This is a genomic window from Streptomyces sp. NBC_00310, assembly GCF_036208085.1.
Taxonomy (GTDB): domain Bacteria; phylum Actinomycetota; class Actinomycetes; order Streptomycetales; family Streptomycetaceae; genus Streptomyces.
The window spans coordinates 54,174-67,924 of sequence record NZ_CP130714.1; the positions used below are offsets into that span (position 1 = coordinate 54,174).

Annotated in this window: 9 protein-coding genes; 7 read left to right on the forward strand and 2 right to left on the reverse strand. The window is 73.4% G+C overall.

The genetic code is table 11. The annotated features are described in order from the left end of the window. The first annotated feature begins 399 nt into the window (after positions 1 to 399). The 5 genes from OG202_RS00165 to OG202_RS00185 all read left to right on the forward strand — a co-directional run bounded on the left by OG202_RS00165 (position 400) and on the right by OG202_RS00185 (position 5,348). Positions 400 to 1,344: a thiamine pyrophosphate-dependent dehydrogenase E1 component subunit alpha gene (locus tag OG202_RS00165; protein WP_327726206.1), complete on the forward strand. Its 945-nt coding sequence runs from the start codon at positions 400 to 402 to the stop codon at positions 1,342 to 1,344. Then, positions 1,341 to 1,592: an acyl carrier protein gene (locus tag OG202_RS00170; RefSeq protein WP_327726207.1), complete on the forward strand. Its 252-nt coding sequence runs from the start codon at positions 1,341 to 1,343 to the stop codon at positions 1,590 to 1,592. Before OG202_RS00165 ends, OG202_RS00170 begins: the two co-directional genes overlap by 4 nt. Then, positions 1,589 to 3,745 (forward strand): 2-oxo acid dehydrogenase subunit E2, encoded by a 2,157-nt coding sequence (locus tag OG202_RS00175; protein WP_328222106.1) that lies wholly within the window; start codon positions 1,589 to 1,591, stop codon positions 3,743 to 3,745. The genes OG202_RS00170 and OG202_RS00175 overlap by 4 nt, the downstream gene beginning before the upstream one ends. A 9-nt stretch (positions 3,746 to 3,754) precedes the next feature. Next, complete coding sequence (locus OG202_RS00180; RefSeq protein WP_328222107.1) at positions 3,755 to 4,759, forward strand: 3-oxoacyl-ACP synthase III family protein; 1,005 nt, start codon at positions 3,755 to 3,757, stop codon at positions 4,757 to 4,759. 91 nt (positions 4,760 to 4,850) lie between these two features. Then, positions 4,851 to 5,348, forward strand: a complete 498-nt coding sequence (locus OG202_RS00185) for a hypothetical protein (protein WP_326585337.1) — start codon at positions 4,851 to 4,853, stop codon at positions 5,346 to 5,348. 270 nt (positions 5,349 to 5,618) lie between these two features. Here OG202_RS00185 and OG202_RS00190 read toward each other — a convergent pair whose 3' ends face one another. Next, positions 5,619 to 8,009, reverse strand: a complete 2,391-nt coding sequence (locus tag OG202_RS00190; RefSeq protein WP_327726209.1) for a M28 family peptidase — start codon at positions 8,007 to 8,009, stop codon at positions 5,619 to 5,621. Next, the gene (locus OG202_RS00195) at positions 7,990 to 9,972 is read right to left on the reverse strand and encodes an AfsR/SARP family transcriptional regulator (RefSeq protein WP_327726210.1); all 1,983 of its coding nucleotides are present in this window, start codon (positions 9,970 to 9,972) and stop codon (positions 7,990 to 7,992) included. The genes OG202_RS00190 and OG202_RS00195 overlap by 20 nt, the downstream gene beginning before the upstream one ends. Before the next feature lie 977 nt (positions 9,973 to 10,949). Here OG202_RS00195 and OG202_RS00200 point away from each other — a divergent pair. Together OG202_RS00200 and ahcY are read left to right on the forward strand one after the other, a co-directional pair. Next, positions 10,950 to 12,008 carry a methyltransferase gene (locus OG202_RS00200; protein WP_327726211.1) on the forward strand — a complete coding sequence of 353 codons (1,059 nt, stop codon included), beginning with the start codon at positions 10,950 to 10,952 and terminating at the stop codon, positions 12,006 to 12,008. A 281-nt stretch (positions 12,009 to 12,289) separates the two neighbouring features. Continuing rightward, positions 12,290 to 13,702, forward strand: a complete 1,413-nt coding sequence (gene ahcY, locus OG202_RS00205) for an adenosylhomocysteinase (protein ID WP_328222108.1) — start codon at positions 12,290 to 12,292, stop codon at positions 13,700 to 13,702. The last annotated feature ends 49 nt before the right edge of the window (positions 13,703 to 13,751 follow it).

A 13,751-nucleotide genomic window follows, 5' to 3' on the forward strand; every position in this document is an offset into this window, starting at 1 on the left:
TGTCCCGCCTGGAGCGCGGGGCCGGCGGGCCGCGGCGCGCGAAGGCGCGGGGGTGCGGGGGTGCGGGCTTGGTACGGCCATGGGGCGGGAGACGCGCTGGGAAACGACGGCGCGCGAGGCAGGCGAAAGGGTGGTACGCGGGCCGCTTTCTCCGGGACGCACGACCAGTTAAGGGTGCGGCGCGCGGCGGCCGCAAGCAGGTGAGAACGGGGTGAGAGGCCCCTAAGAGCGGGCGGCCTGGCGGTGATACCGGTTTGAGAACAGGGCTCGTTAGCGTCACGCCCCGACGAGGCCGCGCCTTGTCCCGAGCCCGCTGGTGCCTCCCGTCCAGGGGGCCTCCGGAGGGTCGGTCCCGCCCGCGAAGAATTCCGTTGTCCAGCCCGCTGGGAGGCGTCAGGTATGACCGCTGAAGGGCGGGAACCGTTCCGCGCACCGGATGCCCGAGACCTCGAAGCCCTCCTGGGCATCCGCCACTTCGAAACCGTGCTGCTGAGGATGTTCTCCGAGGGGCGGCTGAACGGGACCACGCACACCTGCCTGGGGCAGGAGTACGTCCCGGTCGCCCTGGCGCCGCTCCTGGCGGGTGACTTCGTGCTCAGCAACCACCGGGGCCACGGCCACTACCTGGCCCTGTTCCGCGACCCCGCCGGCCTGCTCGCGGAGATCATGGGCCGGGCCGGGGCGGTGTGTTCGGGTGTCGGCGGCAGCCAGCACATCCGGCGCGAGGGGTTCCACTCCACCGGTGTCCAGGGGCAGAGCCTGCCGCTGGCGGTGGGGCTCGGCCTGCACTGCAAGCGCACCGGGTCCGGCCGTATCGCCGTGGCGTTCACCGGTGACGGCACCTGGGGCGAGGGCGCGGTGTACGAAGCACTCAACATGGCCGCGCTGTGGCAGGTGCCGGTGCTCGTCGTCGTGGAGCACAACGGCATCGCCCAGTCCACGCCGACGCACCTGGAGATGGCCGGTTCCCTCGCGGACCGCGCCGCCGCGTTCGGCATCGACTTCCTGGAGATCACCGGCCACGGCATACCGGAGATCCGGGAGCGGATGGCGCCGCTGGTGCGGCGGGTGCGCGAGGAACACCGCCCGGCGGTGGTGCAGTTCACCACGCGCCGCCTCGGCCCGCACAGCAAGGGCGACGACACCCGCCCCCGCGACGAGGTCGACGCCCTGTGGGCGGCCGACTGGCATCAGGAGCTGGCCGCCCGTCTGGGCCGGCCGTTCCTCGAACTCGACGCGCGCATACGAACGGAGATGGAGAGGGTGGCCGAGGAGGTGGAGGCGCGGCCGCCGGCCCAGTGGACGGCGGCCGGCCCGAGCGACACGAGGATGGTGAGCTCATGAGCGAACTGACCCTGCTGGTGGCCGACGTCCTGCAGGTGCCCGCCGAGGAGGTGACCGAGGACACCGGTCCGGCCACCACGGCGGCCTGGAGCAGCCTGCGGCACGTCCAGATCGTCGCCCACGTGGAGAAGAGGTACGGGATACGGCTCACCGCCCGTGAGGCACGCGCCTGCCGGTCGGTCGGCAGGCTGCGGGCGATCCTCGCGGAGAAGGAGAGGGAGAAGGAGAAGAAGGGGAGCACAGGGTGACGACGCAGCCCGCGCCCCGGGTCGTGGAGGCCCTCAACAGCGCCCTGCACCGGCTCTTCGACGAGCGGCCGGCCCTCCATCTGCTCGGCGAGGACGTACACGATCCCTACGGCGGCGCCTTCAAGGTGACCCGGGGTCTTTCGACCCGCCACCCGGACCGGGTGCTGACCACCCCCCTGAGCGAGGCGGGCATCTCCGGGGTCGCGGCCGGCCTCGCGCTCGCGGGCGATCAGGCCGTGGTGGAGATGATGTTCGGCGACTTCGCCGCGCTCGCCTTCGACCAGATCCTCAACATGATCTCCAAGTCGGTGACCATGTACGGCGACCGGGTGCCGATGCGGGTGGTCGTGCGCTGTCCGGTGGGCGGCAACCGGGGCTACGGCCCGACCCACAGTCAGAGCGTGCAGAAGCACTTCCTCGGCATCCCGAATCTGGCGCTGTACGAGACGACGCCGTTCCACGATCCCTACGCGCTGCTGTCGCAGGGGCTGGATGACGGGCCCGCGATGCTGTTCGAGGACAAGGTCCTCTACACCCGGCGCCTGTTCCGCCACGGTGTCGTGGACGAGGCCCACCGGTTCTCCCTGCTGGACGGTCCGACCGGCTGGGCGCACGTGAGCGCCACGGACGACAGCCGCGCCGACGTGGTGCTGCTCTGCCCCGGCGGGGTCGCCCACCGTGCCCTGGACGCCGCCCGGCAGCTGCGCGAGCGGGGACGGGGCGTGCGGCTGCTCGTGCCCGCCCGGCTGTATCCGCTGGACCTGGAGCCGGTGCTGCCGCTGATCACGGGTGCCCGGCTCGTGGCGGTGGCCGAGGAGAGCACCGAGGGCGGCACCTGGGGGGCCGACGTGGCGGCCCGGATTCATCAGCTCGCCTGGCGCGAGCTGCACGCCCCGGTGCTGCTGCTGTCGTCGGCCGACTCCGTGGTTCCCACCGCGCCGCACCTGGAGGCCCAGGTGCTGCTCGGGGTCCGGCAGATCGTGGACGCGGTGACGCAGGCCCTCGCGCCGGACACGCGGCCGGCCGGACCGGCGGCGCGACAGACCGCCCCCGACACGCGGACAGCCGCCCCGGACACGCAGGCGGCCGAGCCGGACACGCGGGCGGCCGGAGTGCCGGTCGCGGTGCCCAAGCTGAACAACAACGACACCGCCTACCTGGTGCTCGACTGGCAGGCCGAGGACGGACAGTACGTGGAGCAGGGCGCGCCGCTGGTCGAGGTCGAGACCTCCAAGGCCGTGGAGGAGATCGAGGCACCGGCGTCCGGGTACCTCAGGGTGCACGCCCCGGCCGGCGTCGAGATCGGGGTGGGCGAGTTCCTCGCCGAGCTGTTCACCGCACCCCCCGGCCCGGCCTTCGCCCCGCCCCCCGGCCCCTCCCCCGCCGCGGCGGCCGAGGAAGCCGTACCTCCCGTGGCGGCCGAGGAAGCCGTACCCGCCGCCCGCGCGGCCGGGCCGGGCCGGCGTATCCATGTCCTGGACCGTGTCCAGCAGGGCACCGCCGCCGTGGTCTCCCGTGCGCACCGCGAGGTGCCCGCCGCGTTCTCGGCGGTCGAGGTCCAGGTGGACGCCCTGCTGGCGCGCCTTCGGACGCTGTCGGAGAAGTCCGGCGCGGACGTCGGCCTGCCGGAGGCGGTCATCAGGGCGGTGGCCGCGGCGCAGCCCGTCTTCCCGCACCTGTTCGGCACGCTCCTGGACGAGCGGACCGTGGAGCTGGCCGACGGCGCGGACGTGGCGGTAACCGTGGACGTCGGCAACGGCCTGTACGCCCCGGTGCTGCGGGACTGCGCCGACCGGCCGCTGACCGAACTCGCCGACGACCTGATGGACTTCCGGCTCAAGGCGTTCCGGGGCGAGCTCACCGCGGGAGAGCTCGCCGACGGGGCCATCACGGTGTCGCTGAACGTCGAGCCCGGAGTCGTCGTCGTCCAGCCGATCGTGATGTGGCCGCAGTTGTGCATGGTCTCGGTGGGCGGCCCGCTCACCCGGCTCGTCCTGGCGGACGGGGCGCCCGTGCCGGCCACGGTGGTCACCCTCGGTCTCGCCTACGACCACCGGGTGGTCAACGGCCGGGAGGCGGTCGCGTTCCTGCGGGCCGTCTCGGACTCCCTCAGCGACCCCGAACAGCTCGAGCGACTCGTCGACCTACCGTGAGGTGCGCCAATGGATTACGGGTTGAGTGCCTTCGGCGTCGCCCTGGGCGAAGAGATCGCCGTGAAGGACATCGTGGCCGAGTACACCGAGGACATCGAACGCGTCCTGGGATACGGCTACGAGTACCTCCACCGTGCGCTGCCCGAGGTGAGCGTCACCGACCTGGCCGTGGAGGCGGGCGCGCGGGCCCTGCGGGGCGTCGACCCGCGCGATGTGGATCTGGTCGTGGTGGCCCTCACCGACCTGGCCGACCACCTGTACTGGGACGCCGCGGCCCGGGTCCAGCAGGCGCTGGGCCTGGTCCGTGCCGAGGCCGTGCTCGTGGACCAGGGCTGTGTCGGCGGCGTCACCGCCCTGGACACCCTGGCGGGCCGGTTCGCCACCCACCCCGACTACGGCACGGCCCTGGTGATCGGCGCCAACCGCACCGTCGAGGCGTACTGGAACCGTCTGGACACCCACTCGCTGCTGTTCTCCGACGGCGCCGCCGCGGCGCTCGCGGTGCGGGGCGCGCCGGGTCTGCGCTGGCGGGCCTCCTACGCGGAGAGCGACGGGCGGTACGCGGACTTCTTCCGGATGGACGTCGGCGGCGGGCGGCACCCGTTCGTGCCCGGGACCGAGATGCCCGCGGTGCGCGACGCCTGGGACATCGTCGAGCACTTCGGCCACGACGCCGACCGGATGGCCGCCTTCGCCGAGGAGATCGACGAGCGCACCGCGCGCGCGGTGCACCGCGCCTGCCGCCACGCCGGGTGCACGGAGGAGGACCTGGCACGGCTGGTGCTGCTCAACGACAACACCCGGGTGCTCGGCGCCCAGGCCGAGCTGATCGGGGTGCCGGCGGAGCGGACGAACGCCCGCCTGGCGGCCCGCCACGGACACTTGGGCGCCGCCGATCACCTGTTCTGCCTGGCCCGTCTCGACGAGGCGGGCGAGCTGGCGGCCGGGGACCTCGTGGCGCTCGCCGCCAACGGCCGCGGGATGCACTGGGCGTGCGCGATCCTCCAGCGCTGACCCCTGCCCCGGCTTCTGCCGGGGACCCCTTTTCCTCTCTTCGTCTCTCGTGCCGAGCCGATGACCACCGGATAGATCGGAGCGCAACATCATGACCCGTCACCCCGTTCGGCGTGCCCTGGCCGCGGCCGCGGCGCTGGCGTGCGCCACCTGGGGAGCTGCCGCGTGCGGCAGTTCCTCGGCCACGGAGCCGCCGGCCTCCGACACCCCGGCCTGCACGATGCTGCGGCCCGTCGCGCAGGAGCTGGGCCTGAGCGAGCCCGCCGTCAGTTCCATCGCCGAGGACGGCTGCACCGCGCAGGAGCACGAGTACGGCACGCTCACCCTGAGGCCGGAGGACCGCCCGCTCGACGCCGCCGTCTCCGGCGACGGAAAGCGCACGAAGATGGAGATCAAGGGCAGGGACGCCGTGATGCTGGAGGGCGCCCTCAACGGCGTCTGCAAGGTCTTCCTGGCGGACGGGGACCGGTCCAGCGTCGAGCTGCGCCTGTCGCGGACCACGGCGATGACCCCGCAGATCTGCCGTGACGTGAAGAAGGCGGCCGGCGTCCTGGCCGGCCGCCTGCCCGCGCAGCAGCAGACGGGCTGACCCGTCGCCGCCCCACGACGGCCCGTGCGGCGCGTGAGGCAGGAACGGCCCGGGCCGGGTGATCCGGCCCGGGCCGTTCTGTGTGGGCCGGCCGGCGGCCCGGCGGCGGCCACACCTTCTGCCCGGCGGCGGGAACTTCGGCGCCGGCGCACGCTGTCGGCTGCGCGCACCGGGGGTGGGTTCCGCCGATGTCGGTGCGCTGCCGGGGTCGGGGAGGCCCGCGGGGAGGCTTTCACGGCCCGGCGTGGCCTCGGCCCGTCGCGGGCCTCTCTAGCCGAGTGTGCGGGCGGTCATGACCATGGTGGCCTCGCTGAAGGAGGCCACGCCGAGGGCCGGGGGGCGGGGTTCGGACCGCGGCTGGTCCCCCGGGTCGGCCGGCGGTCCCGTCGTGCGGTCGATGACCCGGACGGTCACCGGTCCCGGTGCCAGCTCCAGTTCCAACCGCAGTCCGCGGTCGGGTACTTGGCGGACCCACAGCTCCCACGGCGGGTTGCCGGCCGGGGTGTCCCGGTGGTGTCCGGGTACGCCGGTGAGGGTGTAGCCGCGTACGGCCGCGCCCGTCACCAGGAACACCAGTTCCCGGGCGCCGCGCCGTGATGCGGCGGTGACGCGCACGCGCCGCCCGTCGGCGCCGTCGTCCCCGACGAGTGTCGTGGTGAGCTTGGGGGCGGCGAGCGGGCGCACTGCGGCCGGGCCGCGCCGGACCGGTACCTGCCAGCCCGGCCACAGGTCGGCCACCGAGGCCGGCTCGGCCCCCTGGGGCAGGAACCGCTCGCTGGACGCGTCCGGCGGGGAGCCGCTCAGCCAGTGCGCCCGGCGCCGGTCCGCGTCGAGGACGTAGAGCAGGTCGGCCCGGCCGGGGTGGTCGTCCCGCACGGGGAACAGGGCGGTGGCCGCGAGGAGCGCGGCGCTGACGGCCGCGGCCGTGGCCGGGACGAGCGGCAGCAGCCGTGGCCGCGGCGCGGGCGGCAGCACGGCGGGCAGCAGTGCGCTCATCAGGACCACGAACACCACCGGTCCGGCCACCAGGCCGAGCCCGAGCGCGGTCGGCAGGAGCAGTACGAGCGGGAGGACGAGCAGGCCGAGCGGGAGGACGCCGAGGACGGCCGCCAGGATCCGGTCCGCCGTTGCCGCGCCGGCGCGGGAGGTGAGCAGCGCGGCGGCGACGAGGCCGAGGGCGGGCCAGGTGAACACGTGGCTGGCGCCGGGCAGGAATGCCGCCGTGGCGCAGGCGAGCAGCAGCCAGAGCACGATCGCGCCCGTGACCTGGTCGCGGCGGCCGGCCCAGCGGCGGGTGAGCAGCGCCAGTGCCGTGCCGAGGGCGAGCGCGAGCAGCAGGAACCCGGTGACGGCCGGCCCGTGGCCGGGGATGTCGCCGTAGTGGCTGAACTCGGCGTGCCCGGACGCCGTCAGCGGTGCCAGGGCGAAGGCGGCACCGCAGGCGAGCAGCACTTGGCCCAGGACGACCGCCAGGCCGCGGGCGGTGCCCTTGACGGTGACCGTCGCCCGGGCGCGGAGCCGCAGGAACAGGGCCAGGGCGAGGCCGGTCACCGCGAGGGCGGTCGGCAGGGCCACCGCCGCCGGATAGGAGAGGAGCCGTCCGGCGACCTGGAAGTAGACGGAGTCGCCGCGCGGGGTGTGCGCGAGGTCGGCGGCGCCCAGGCCGCGGGCCAGGGCGAGGGCCTGGTCGCCCTGGTGCTGGACCGTGGCCGGGTCGACGTTCTCGGGGCTGTCGTCCGGCCCGTGGTAGTGGGTGTAGCCGTCGAGGTAGGCCAGGTTGAGTCCTTGGTGGCCGGCCCTTTTGAACACGGTGAAGTCGGTGAGGTTGGGCAGATAGCCGTAGGCGGCGTCGAGCAGGGAACTGGTGCGGGGGTCGGGGGCGTGGTCGGCGAGCGCGTCGACCAGCCAGGCGGCGTCGGGCCCGGTTTCGAACATCAGGCTGGGCCCTTTGCTGCCGCGTGCCTCGAAGTTCAGCACCACGGCGTCGCGCGGCAGCACGTCGGGTGAGTTCACCAGGGCCTGCGCGCCCAGCAGGCCGCTCTCTTCGGCGTCCGTGAGGATGAACAGCACGTCGTTGCGTGGTGGGGGGCCGGATCGCAGCGCGCGCGCCGTCTCCAGGAGCACCGACACCGGGACCCCGGCGTCGTTGGCGCCGGGGCCGGCCTCCACGGAGTCGTAGTGCGTGACCAGGGCGACCGGGCGGGTGCTGTCCGTGCCGGGGATACGGGCGACGATGTTGTCCAGGCGCAGGCTGGCGTACCGGGAGTCCGCTCCGGTGGGGGACAGATCGGGCATGTGGGCGGCGGCGGCTCCCGTGTGGACCCGGGTGTCGATGCCGAGGCCGGTCAGGGTGCGTACGAGGTGATCGCGGGCGCGTGACTGCGCGGCGGACCCGTGGGGGCGCGGTTCCTGTGCGATGGCGCGGACGTGCGCGGTGGCCCGCGCGGCGGAGAAGGTTCCGGCGGGCGCGTCGGGTCCGCGCGGCCCGGGCATCCGGCTGTCCCACGCGGCCAGGGCCAGGCACAGCAGGGCGAGGACGAGGGTGGCGGACAGCGGCCACCACGGCCTCGGCGCCGTGGTGCGGCCGTCGCCCGCGGCGGCGGGCGCGGGGCGCGGTGTCCGCCGCCGGAGCGCGGGCGGCTCAAACCACTTGACTGCCATAGCTCCTTGACTTTCCGTTCGGGTGGTGGCGGCCGGTGCCCGCGGCGGACAGCTGTCCCGGCCGCAGGGGGCGCGCGATCCGGTCGGCCGTGCCGCGTGCGGCCGGTCCGAGTTCCGCTTCGGCGCGCTGCCAGGCGTAGTCGCGCACCAGGGGGTTGAACCCGTAGGTGGGGCCGTCGGCCGCGTCGCCCGGGGCGACGGTCAGCAGGTGCTGGTTGACCAGGGTGTCGAGCATGCGCTGGGTGTCCTCGGCGGGCCGGCCGGAGAGGGCTGAGGCCGTCCGCTCCGGGACGGCCTCCAGGTCGCACTGGCTGAGCCGCAGCCACAGCTGGTAGCCGGCCGGGGAGAGCTGGTCGAGGGTCGAGGCCAGGCGCGCGCCCACGTCCAGGGAGCCGATGGAGAGTTCGGCCGTACGGTTGTGCCGGTCCTCCAGGCGGTCCACGAAGCTGCTCAGGGTGCCGTGCGGGCGGGTCCGCAGGCGCGCTCCGGCTGCCCGGATGGCCAGCGGGAGACGGCCGCACAGTTCGGTGATCTGCCGGGCGCTGTCCGCCTCCGCGAGGACCCGTTCGACGCCCGCCACCGAGGCGAGCAGGTCCAGTGCCTCCTCGGCGGGCAGCCCGTCGACGCGGTACTCGATCAGGCCGGGGATCTTCAGGAGGCTGGCCCGGCCGGTGCACAGCACCGCGCTCTCCCCGCTGGGCAGCAGGGCCTCGTACCGGGTGGACTCGGCGATGTCGTCGAGGACGATGAGCAGGCGCTTGCCGGCGGTGGTGCTGCGGAACAGCGCCGCCCGGGCGGCGAGGCCGGCCGGAATCCGGTGCTCGGGCACGCCGAGGGCGTCGAGGAAGCCCCGCAGGGCCTCCTGGGGCGGCACGGGCTCGCTCTGGCCGCGCAGATCCGCGTAGAGCTGGCCGTCGGGGAAGTGTTCCTCGACGCTGTGTCCCGCGTGTACGGCGAGTGCGGTCTTGCCGCTGCCGCCGCAGCCCGCGAGGGAGACCACGCGGGGTCCGCCCACCGCGCGCAGGTCCCGGGTGATGCGGTGGATCAGATCGTGCCGGCCGGTGAAGTCGCTTATCCGGGCGGGGAGCTGGGCGGGGGGACGGCCGGGCCGCGGGGTGCGCCGCGGTGCGGTGGGCGGTGGTGCGACCGGCTCGCCGGCGAGGATCTGCTGATGGACCTCCTGGAGCCGGGCGCCGGGTTCCAGGCCGAGCTTGTTGATCAGTGTGGTGCGGCTGTTGCGGTAGACGGCGAGTGCCTCGGCCCGGCGCTGGGAGAGGTACAGCGCCGTCATCAGCTGGGCGCACAGCCGCTCGCGCATCGGGTACTCGGCGACCAGCGGCTTGAGTTCGCTGATCAGCTCGGCGTGCCGGCCGAGGGCGAGCGAGACGTCGAGCCACTCCTCCAGGACGGTGAAGCGGCGCTCGTCCCAGTGGGCCGCGACGCTGTAGGCGAGCGGCCCGGTGAGGTCGGCGAGCGGCTTGCCGCGGAACAGGGACAGGGCGCTCTGGTAGCGGGCCATGGCGCTCTCCAGGTCGCCGGCCGCAGCCTGTTCGCGGGCCTGGCGCACGGTCGTCTCGAAGACGTGGACGTCGAGGTCCTCGTCGGTGAGCCGCATCCGGTAGCCGCCCTGGGCGGTGTCGATGAGCCCGGCCGGGGCGCCCGCGGCCGCGAAGGCGTTGCGCAGCCGCCAGATGCAGGTCTGGATCTGTTTGTCGGCGGTGGCCGGGGGTTCGGAACACCACACCGCGTCGACCAGGGAGCCGACGGGGACGATCTTGTTGGCGTTGAGGAGCAGCACGGCCAGGACGGTCCGCTGGCGGTTCCTGCCCATGCGGATCGGCTTGCCGTCGATGACGACCTGCAGGGGGCCGAGGATGCCAAAGGAGATGTCGCGGCCGGTGTCGTCGGTTTCCGCGAGGGGGTGGCCGCACGGCTGAGGGGAGTTTCCCGTGTGGGTCGGCAAGCTGGGCCTCCACGATTCGTCGAAGAGAGAGGAGCCGGCCGCCCGGGGCTTTGGGGCTGTCGGCCGCCTTGGCGCATGCGGGAGTCAGGGGCTGGTACCGGTCGGGCGGTGCGCGGGGGGCGCCAGGCCGCCCGGTGGGCGGTCGAGCCGGGCTCGACGCACCCGCCCCGGCCGCCGGTTCGCCGGCGCGCCGCGGAGCAGTACCGTTTCGCCAGACCTCATACCCGCACAGTGCCCTGACCGGCGGGAGGAGGGACAGGCCCACGCGCAGGGGTGCTAGGGAACGTCGAGCCGGGCTCGACCGTCCTTCCGGCGGCCGGCCGCCGGGGCACGCCGCAAGAGGCCGCGCCGCGGGCGCCTGGGGTGCACGTGGGGGTTGTCGTAGCGGGGCGTGGAGGAGCTGTTCAGGCGCCGTATCCAACCCAGCATCGGCCACATGGGAGGTCTCCGGTTCTCTGGCGGTGGGACGTGACGAAGGCGCCGAGGACTGTGGGGGGGGAGCCTGGGCGCCGGGCGGGGCCCCTCCGGTCGAGGATCTTCAGGGGTGCGGCCCGAGGACGCCGTCCCGGCCCGGCGTGGTGGCGGGCGGAGGCGGGCGCGGTCGCCGGTCCGGACGCGCGGTCCCCTTCGGGCGGGTGGTGCGTGGCGGTCGGGCCGGCCGGGTCCGCGACCACGCCAAAGGGCGAGGACACGGGGGTCCCGGGCCGGGGGGTGCACCGTGGTCGGCTTTCGGGTTCGCCCTGTCGTCATGGTCCGGGCGGCTGCTCGAAGGCGCGTCGAAGGATGCTCGAGGTTCGCTGCCGCCGGGGTCGTGGAACGCCTCCCCTTCCCGCGTGGGGCGGGTGGGTCCGCGGGACGTGCGAGCCGTGCTCGACCAGGATTCCGGGGCGGTGCCGTCGAATCGTGACCATGTGCTTGCCCCGGGTGGACCGTGGGCGGGCGCCCGGGACCGGCAGGCCTGACGTCAGGAGGCGACCGTGCGGCAACTCAACGGCGAGCAGCGGGAGGCGGCGGTTGCCTCCCGCAGGATGCTCTACGACCAGCTTCCGTCCCGGGCGCTGGTCGTCGTGGTCCAGATCGGCGTTCCGGACCTGCTCGCCGAGGGCCCGCTGGCCGTCGACGTGATCGCGGAGCGTACCGGTACCGACGCGGCCGCGCTCAACCGGCTGCTGCGCGCTCTGGCCGTTCTGGGTGCCTTCGAGGAAGTCGCCGAGCGGGTCTACGGGCTCACCGCGCTCGGCAGGGCCCTGACCCTGGACCACCCGGCTTCCGTGCAGCCGTCGGCGAAGCTGGTGGCGGGAGTGTTCGGGTCGGCCTGGGACGACCTTCTGCAGACGGTGCGCACCGGCACGTCGCCGCTCGAACGGGCGCGGGGAGCGTCCCTGTTCACGCTCATGGAGCGGGACGACGAGCTGCGCAGCGTCTTCGACGACTCCCAGGGCCGCGGGCTGGTGCTCGAACTCGACGAGCTCCTGCGGTACGTGGACTTCTCCGGGTACGGGACGGTCGTCGACGTCGGCGGCAGCGACGGCACGTTTCTGCGCCGGATCCTGGAGAAGCATCCGCAGACGCGGGGCATCTGCTTCGATCTGCCGGGCTCGGTGTCGCTGCAGGCCCAGCGGGCGGAACCCGATCCGCTCGCCGACCGCTACCGCGTCGTGGGCGGTTCGTTCTTCGACAGCGTCCCCGGCGGCGGGGATCTCTATCTGCTGTCGCACATCCTCCACGACTGGGACGACGACAAGGCCGTGCACATCCTGCGGACCGTCCGGGCCGCCATGACGGACTCCTCGACGGTGATGATCGTGGATCTGATCGGGGCGGGCCTCGGACAGCGTGACGAGTGGCTGCGCACCGCGGCCGTCATGGACCTCTACATGCTCTCGCTGTTCGGCGGCACCGGCGGGCAGGAACGCACCACCGCGCAGGTCGAGTCCCTGCTGTCCAAGGCCGGGTTCCGGGTCAGCCGGGTCGACGCCCTGCCCAGTGGCATGAATGTCATCCGCGCCGTTCCCGCCGAGGCCACCGGGGTGTGATGCGCCGCATCGCTGTCACCGGCTCCCGCGGCACGGCGCGGTGCGGTGCGGTGCGGCTGCCGGTTCCTGCCGCGGCCACCCGTACCCGCCCTCCGTACCGGCCGTGCCGCGCGAGCGCCCGGCTCCTCGTGCCCCGGCGGACCGGCGTCGGCTCTCGGGGGAGTTCCTGCGGCCACCTGGCGCGGTGCACCGGGCGCCGTCGCGTCCACCGCCTGGAGGCGCGCTGCTCCCACACCCGCCCGCCCCGGCCCACATCGGCCTGAAACCTTAGGAGTTCTTCCATGCCCTCGCCCACAGCCCACTTTTCGGACTTCAAGGTCGCTGACCTGTCCCTGGCCGAGTTCGGCCGCAAGGAGATCACGCTCGCCGAGCACGAGATGCCCGGCCTGATGGCGATCCGCCGGGAGTACGCCGGGGCGCGGCCGCTGGCGGGTGCGCGGATCACGGGTTCGCTGCACATGACGGTCCAGACCGCCGTCCTCATCGAGACCCTGGTCGCCCTCGGCGCGCAGGTGCGCTGGGCGTCGTGCAACATCTTCTCCACCCAGGACCACGCCGCCGCCGCGATCGCCGCCGCCGGCATCCCGGTGTTCGCGTGGAAGGGCGAGACGCTGCAGGAGTACTGGTGGTGCACGGAGCAGGCGCTGACCTGGCCCGGCAGCCCGACCGGCGGCCCGAACATGATCCTGGACGACGGCGGTGACGTCACCCTGCTCGTCCACAAGGGCGTCGAGTACCGGAAGACCGGCGAGCTGCCCCCGGCCGACAACGAGGAACTGGCGGCCGTCGCCGCCCTGTTGCAGGCCAGCCCGCTCGACTGGACCGGCATCGCCGCGCAGATCCGTGGTGTGACGGAGGAGACCACGACGGGTGTCCACCGGTTGTACGAGATGCAGCGTGACGGTGTGCTGCTGTTCCCGGCGATCAATGTGAACGACGCGGTCACCAAGTCGAAGTTCGACAACAAGTACGGCTGCCGGCATTCCCTGATCGATGGCATCAACCGGGCCACGGATGTTCTCATCGGCGGCAAGACGGCCGTCGTGTGCGGTTACGGTGATGTGGGCAAGGGCTGTGCGGAGTCGCTGCGGGGGCAGGGCGCCCGGGTGATCGTCACCGAGATCGACCCGATCTGCGCGCTGCAGGCGGCGATGGACGGCTACCAGGTCACGACGCTCGACGAGGTCGTGGAGACGGCCGACATCTTCATCACCACGACCGGCAACAAGGACATCATCATGGCCTCGGACATGGCCAGGATGAAGCACCAGGCGATCGTCGGAAACATCGGCCACTTCGACAACGAGATCGACATGGCCGGTCTGGCGCGGATCCCGGGCATCGTCAAGGACGAGGTCAAGCCACAGGTCCACACCTGGACGCTCCCCGGCGGCAAGGTCCTCATCGTGCTGTCGGAGGGCCGTCTGCTGAACCTGGGCAACGCCACCGGTCACCCGTCGTTCGTGATGTCCAACTCCTTCGCGGACCAGACGCTGGCCCAGATCGAGCTGTTCACCAAGCAGTCGCAGTACCCGATCGGCGTCTACACGCTGCCCAAGCACCTCGACGAGAAGGTCGCCCGTCTCCACCTCGACGCGCTCGGCGTGAAGCTGACCACGCTCCGCCCCGAGCAGGCCGCCTACATCGGCGTCGAGGTCGAGGGCCCCTACAAGTCGGACCAGTACCGCTACTGATCCGCCCGGCGGCGACCGACCGACCCAGACCACCCAGTACCGACCGGCC

Bases quoted from the DNA above. Each gene is read 5' to 3' on its own strand.
- OG202_RS00165 (WP_327726206.1), top strand. From the start codon at position 400: ATGACCGCTGAAGGGCGGGAACCGTTCCGCGCACCGGATGCCCGAGAC.
- OG202_RS00170 (WP_327726207.1), top strand. From the start codon at position 1,341: ATGAGCGAACTGACCCTGCTGGTGGCCGACGTCCTGCAGGTGCCCGCC.
- OG202_RS00180 (WP_328222107.1), top strand. From the start codon at position 3,755: ATGGATTACGGGTTGAGTGCCTTCGGCGTCGCCCTGGGCGAAGAGATC.
- OG202_RS00185 (WP_326585337.1), top strand. From the start codon at position 4,851: ATGACCCGTCACCCCGTTCGGCGTGCCCTGGCCGCGGCCGCGGCGCTG.
- OG202_RS00190 (WP_327726209.1), bottom strand. From the start codon at position 8,009: ATGGCAGTCAAGTGGTTTGAGCCGCCCGCGCTCCGGCGGCGGACACCG.
- ahcY (WP_328222108.1), top strand. From the start codon at position 12,290: ATGCCCTCGCCCACAGCCCACTTTTCGGACTTCAAGGTCGCTGACCTG.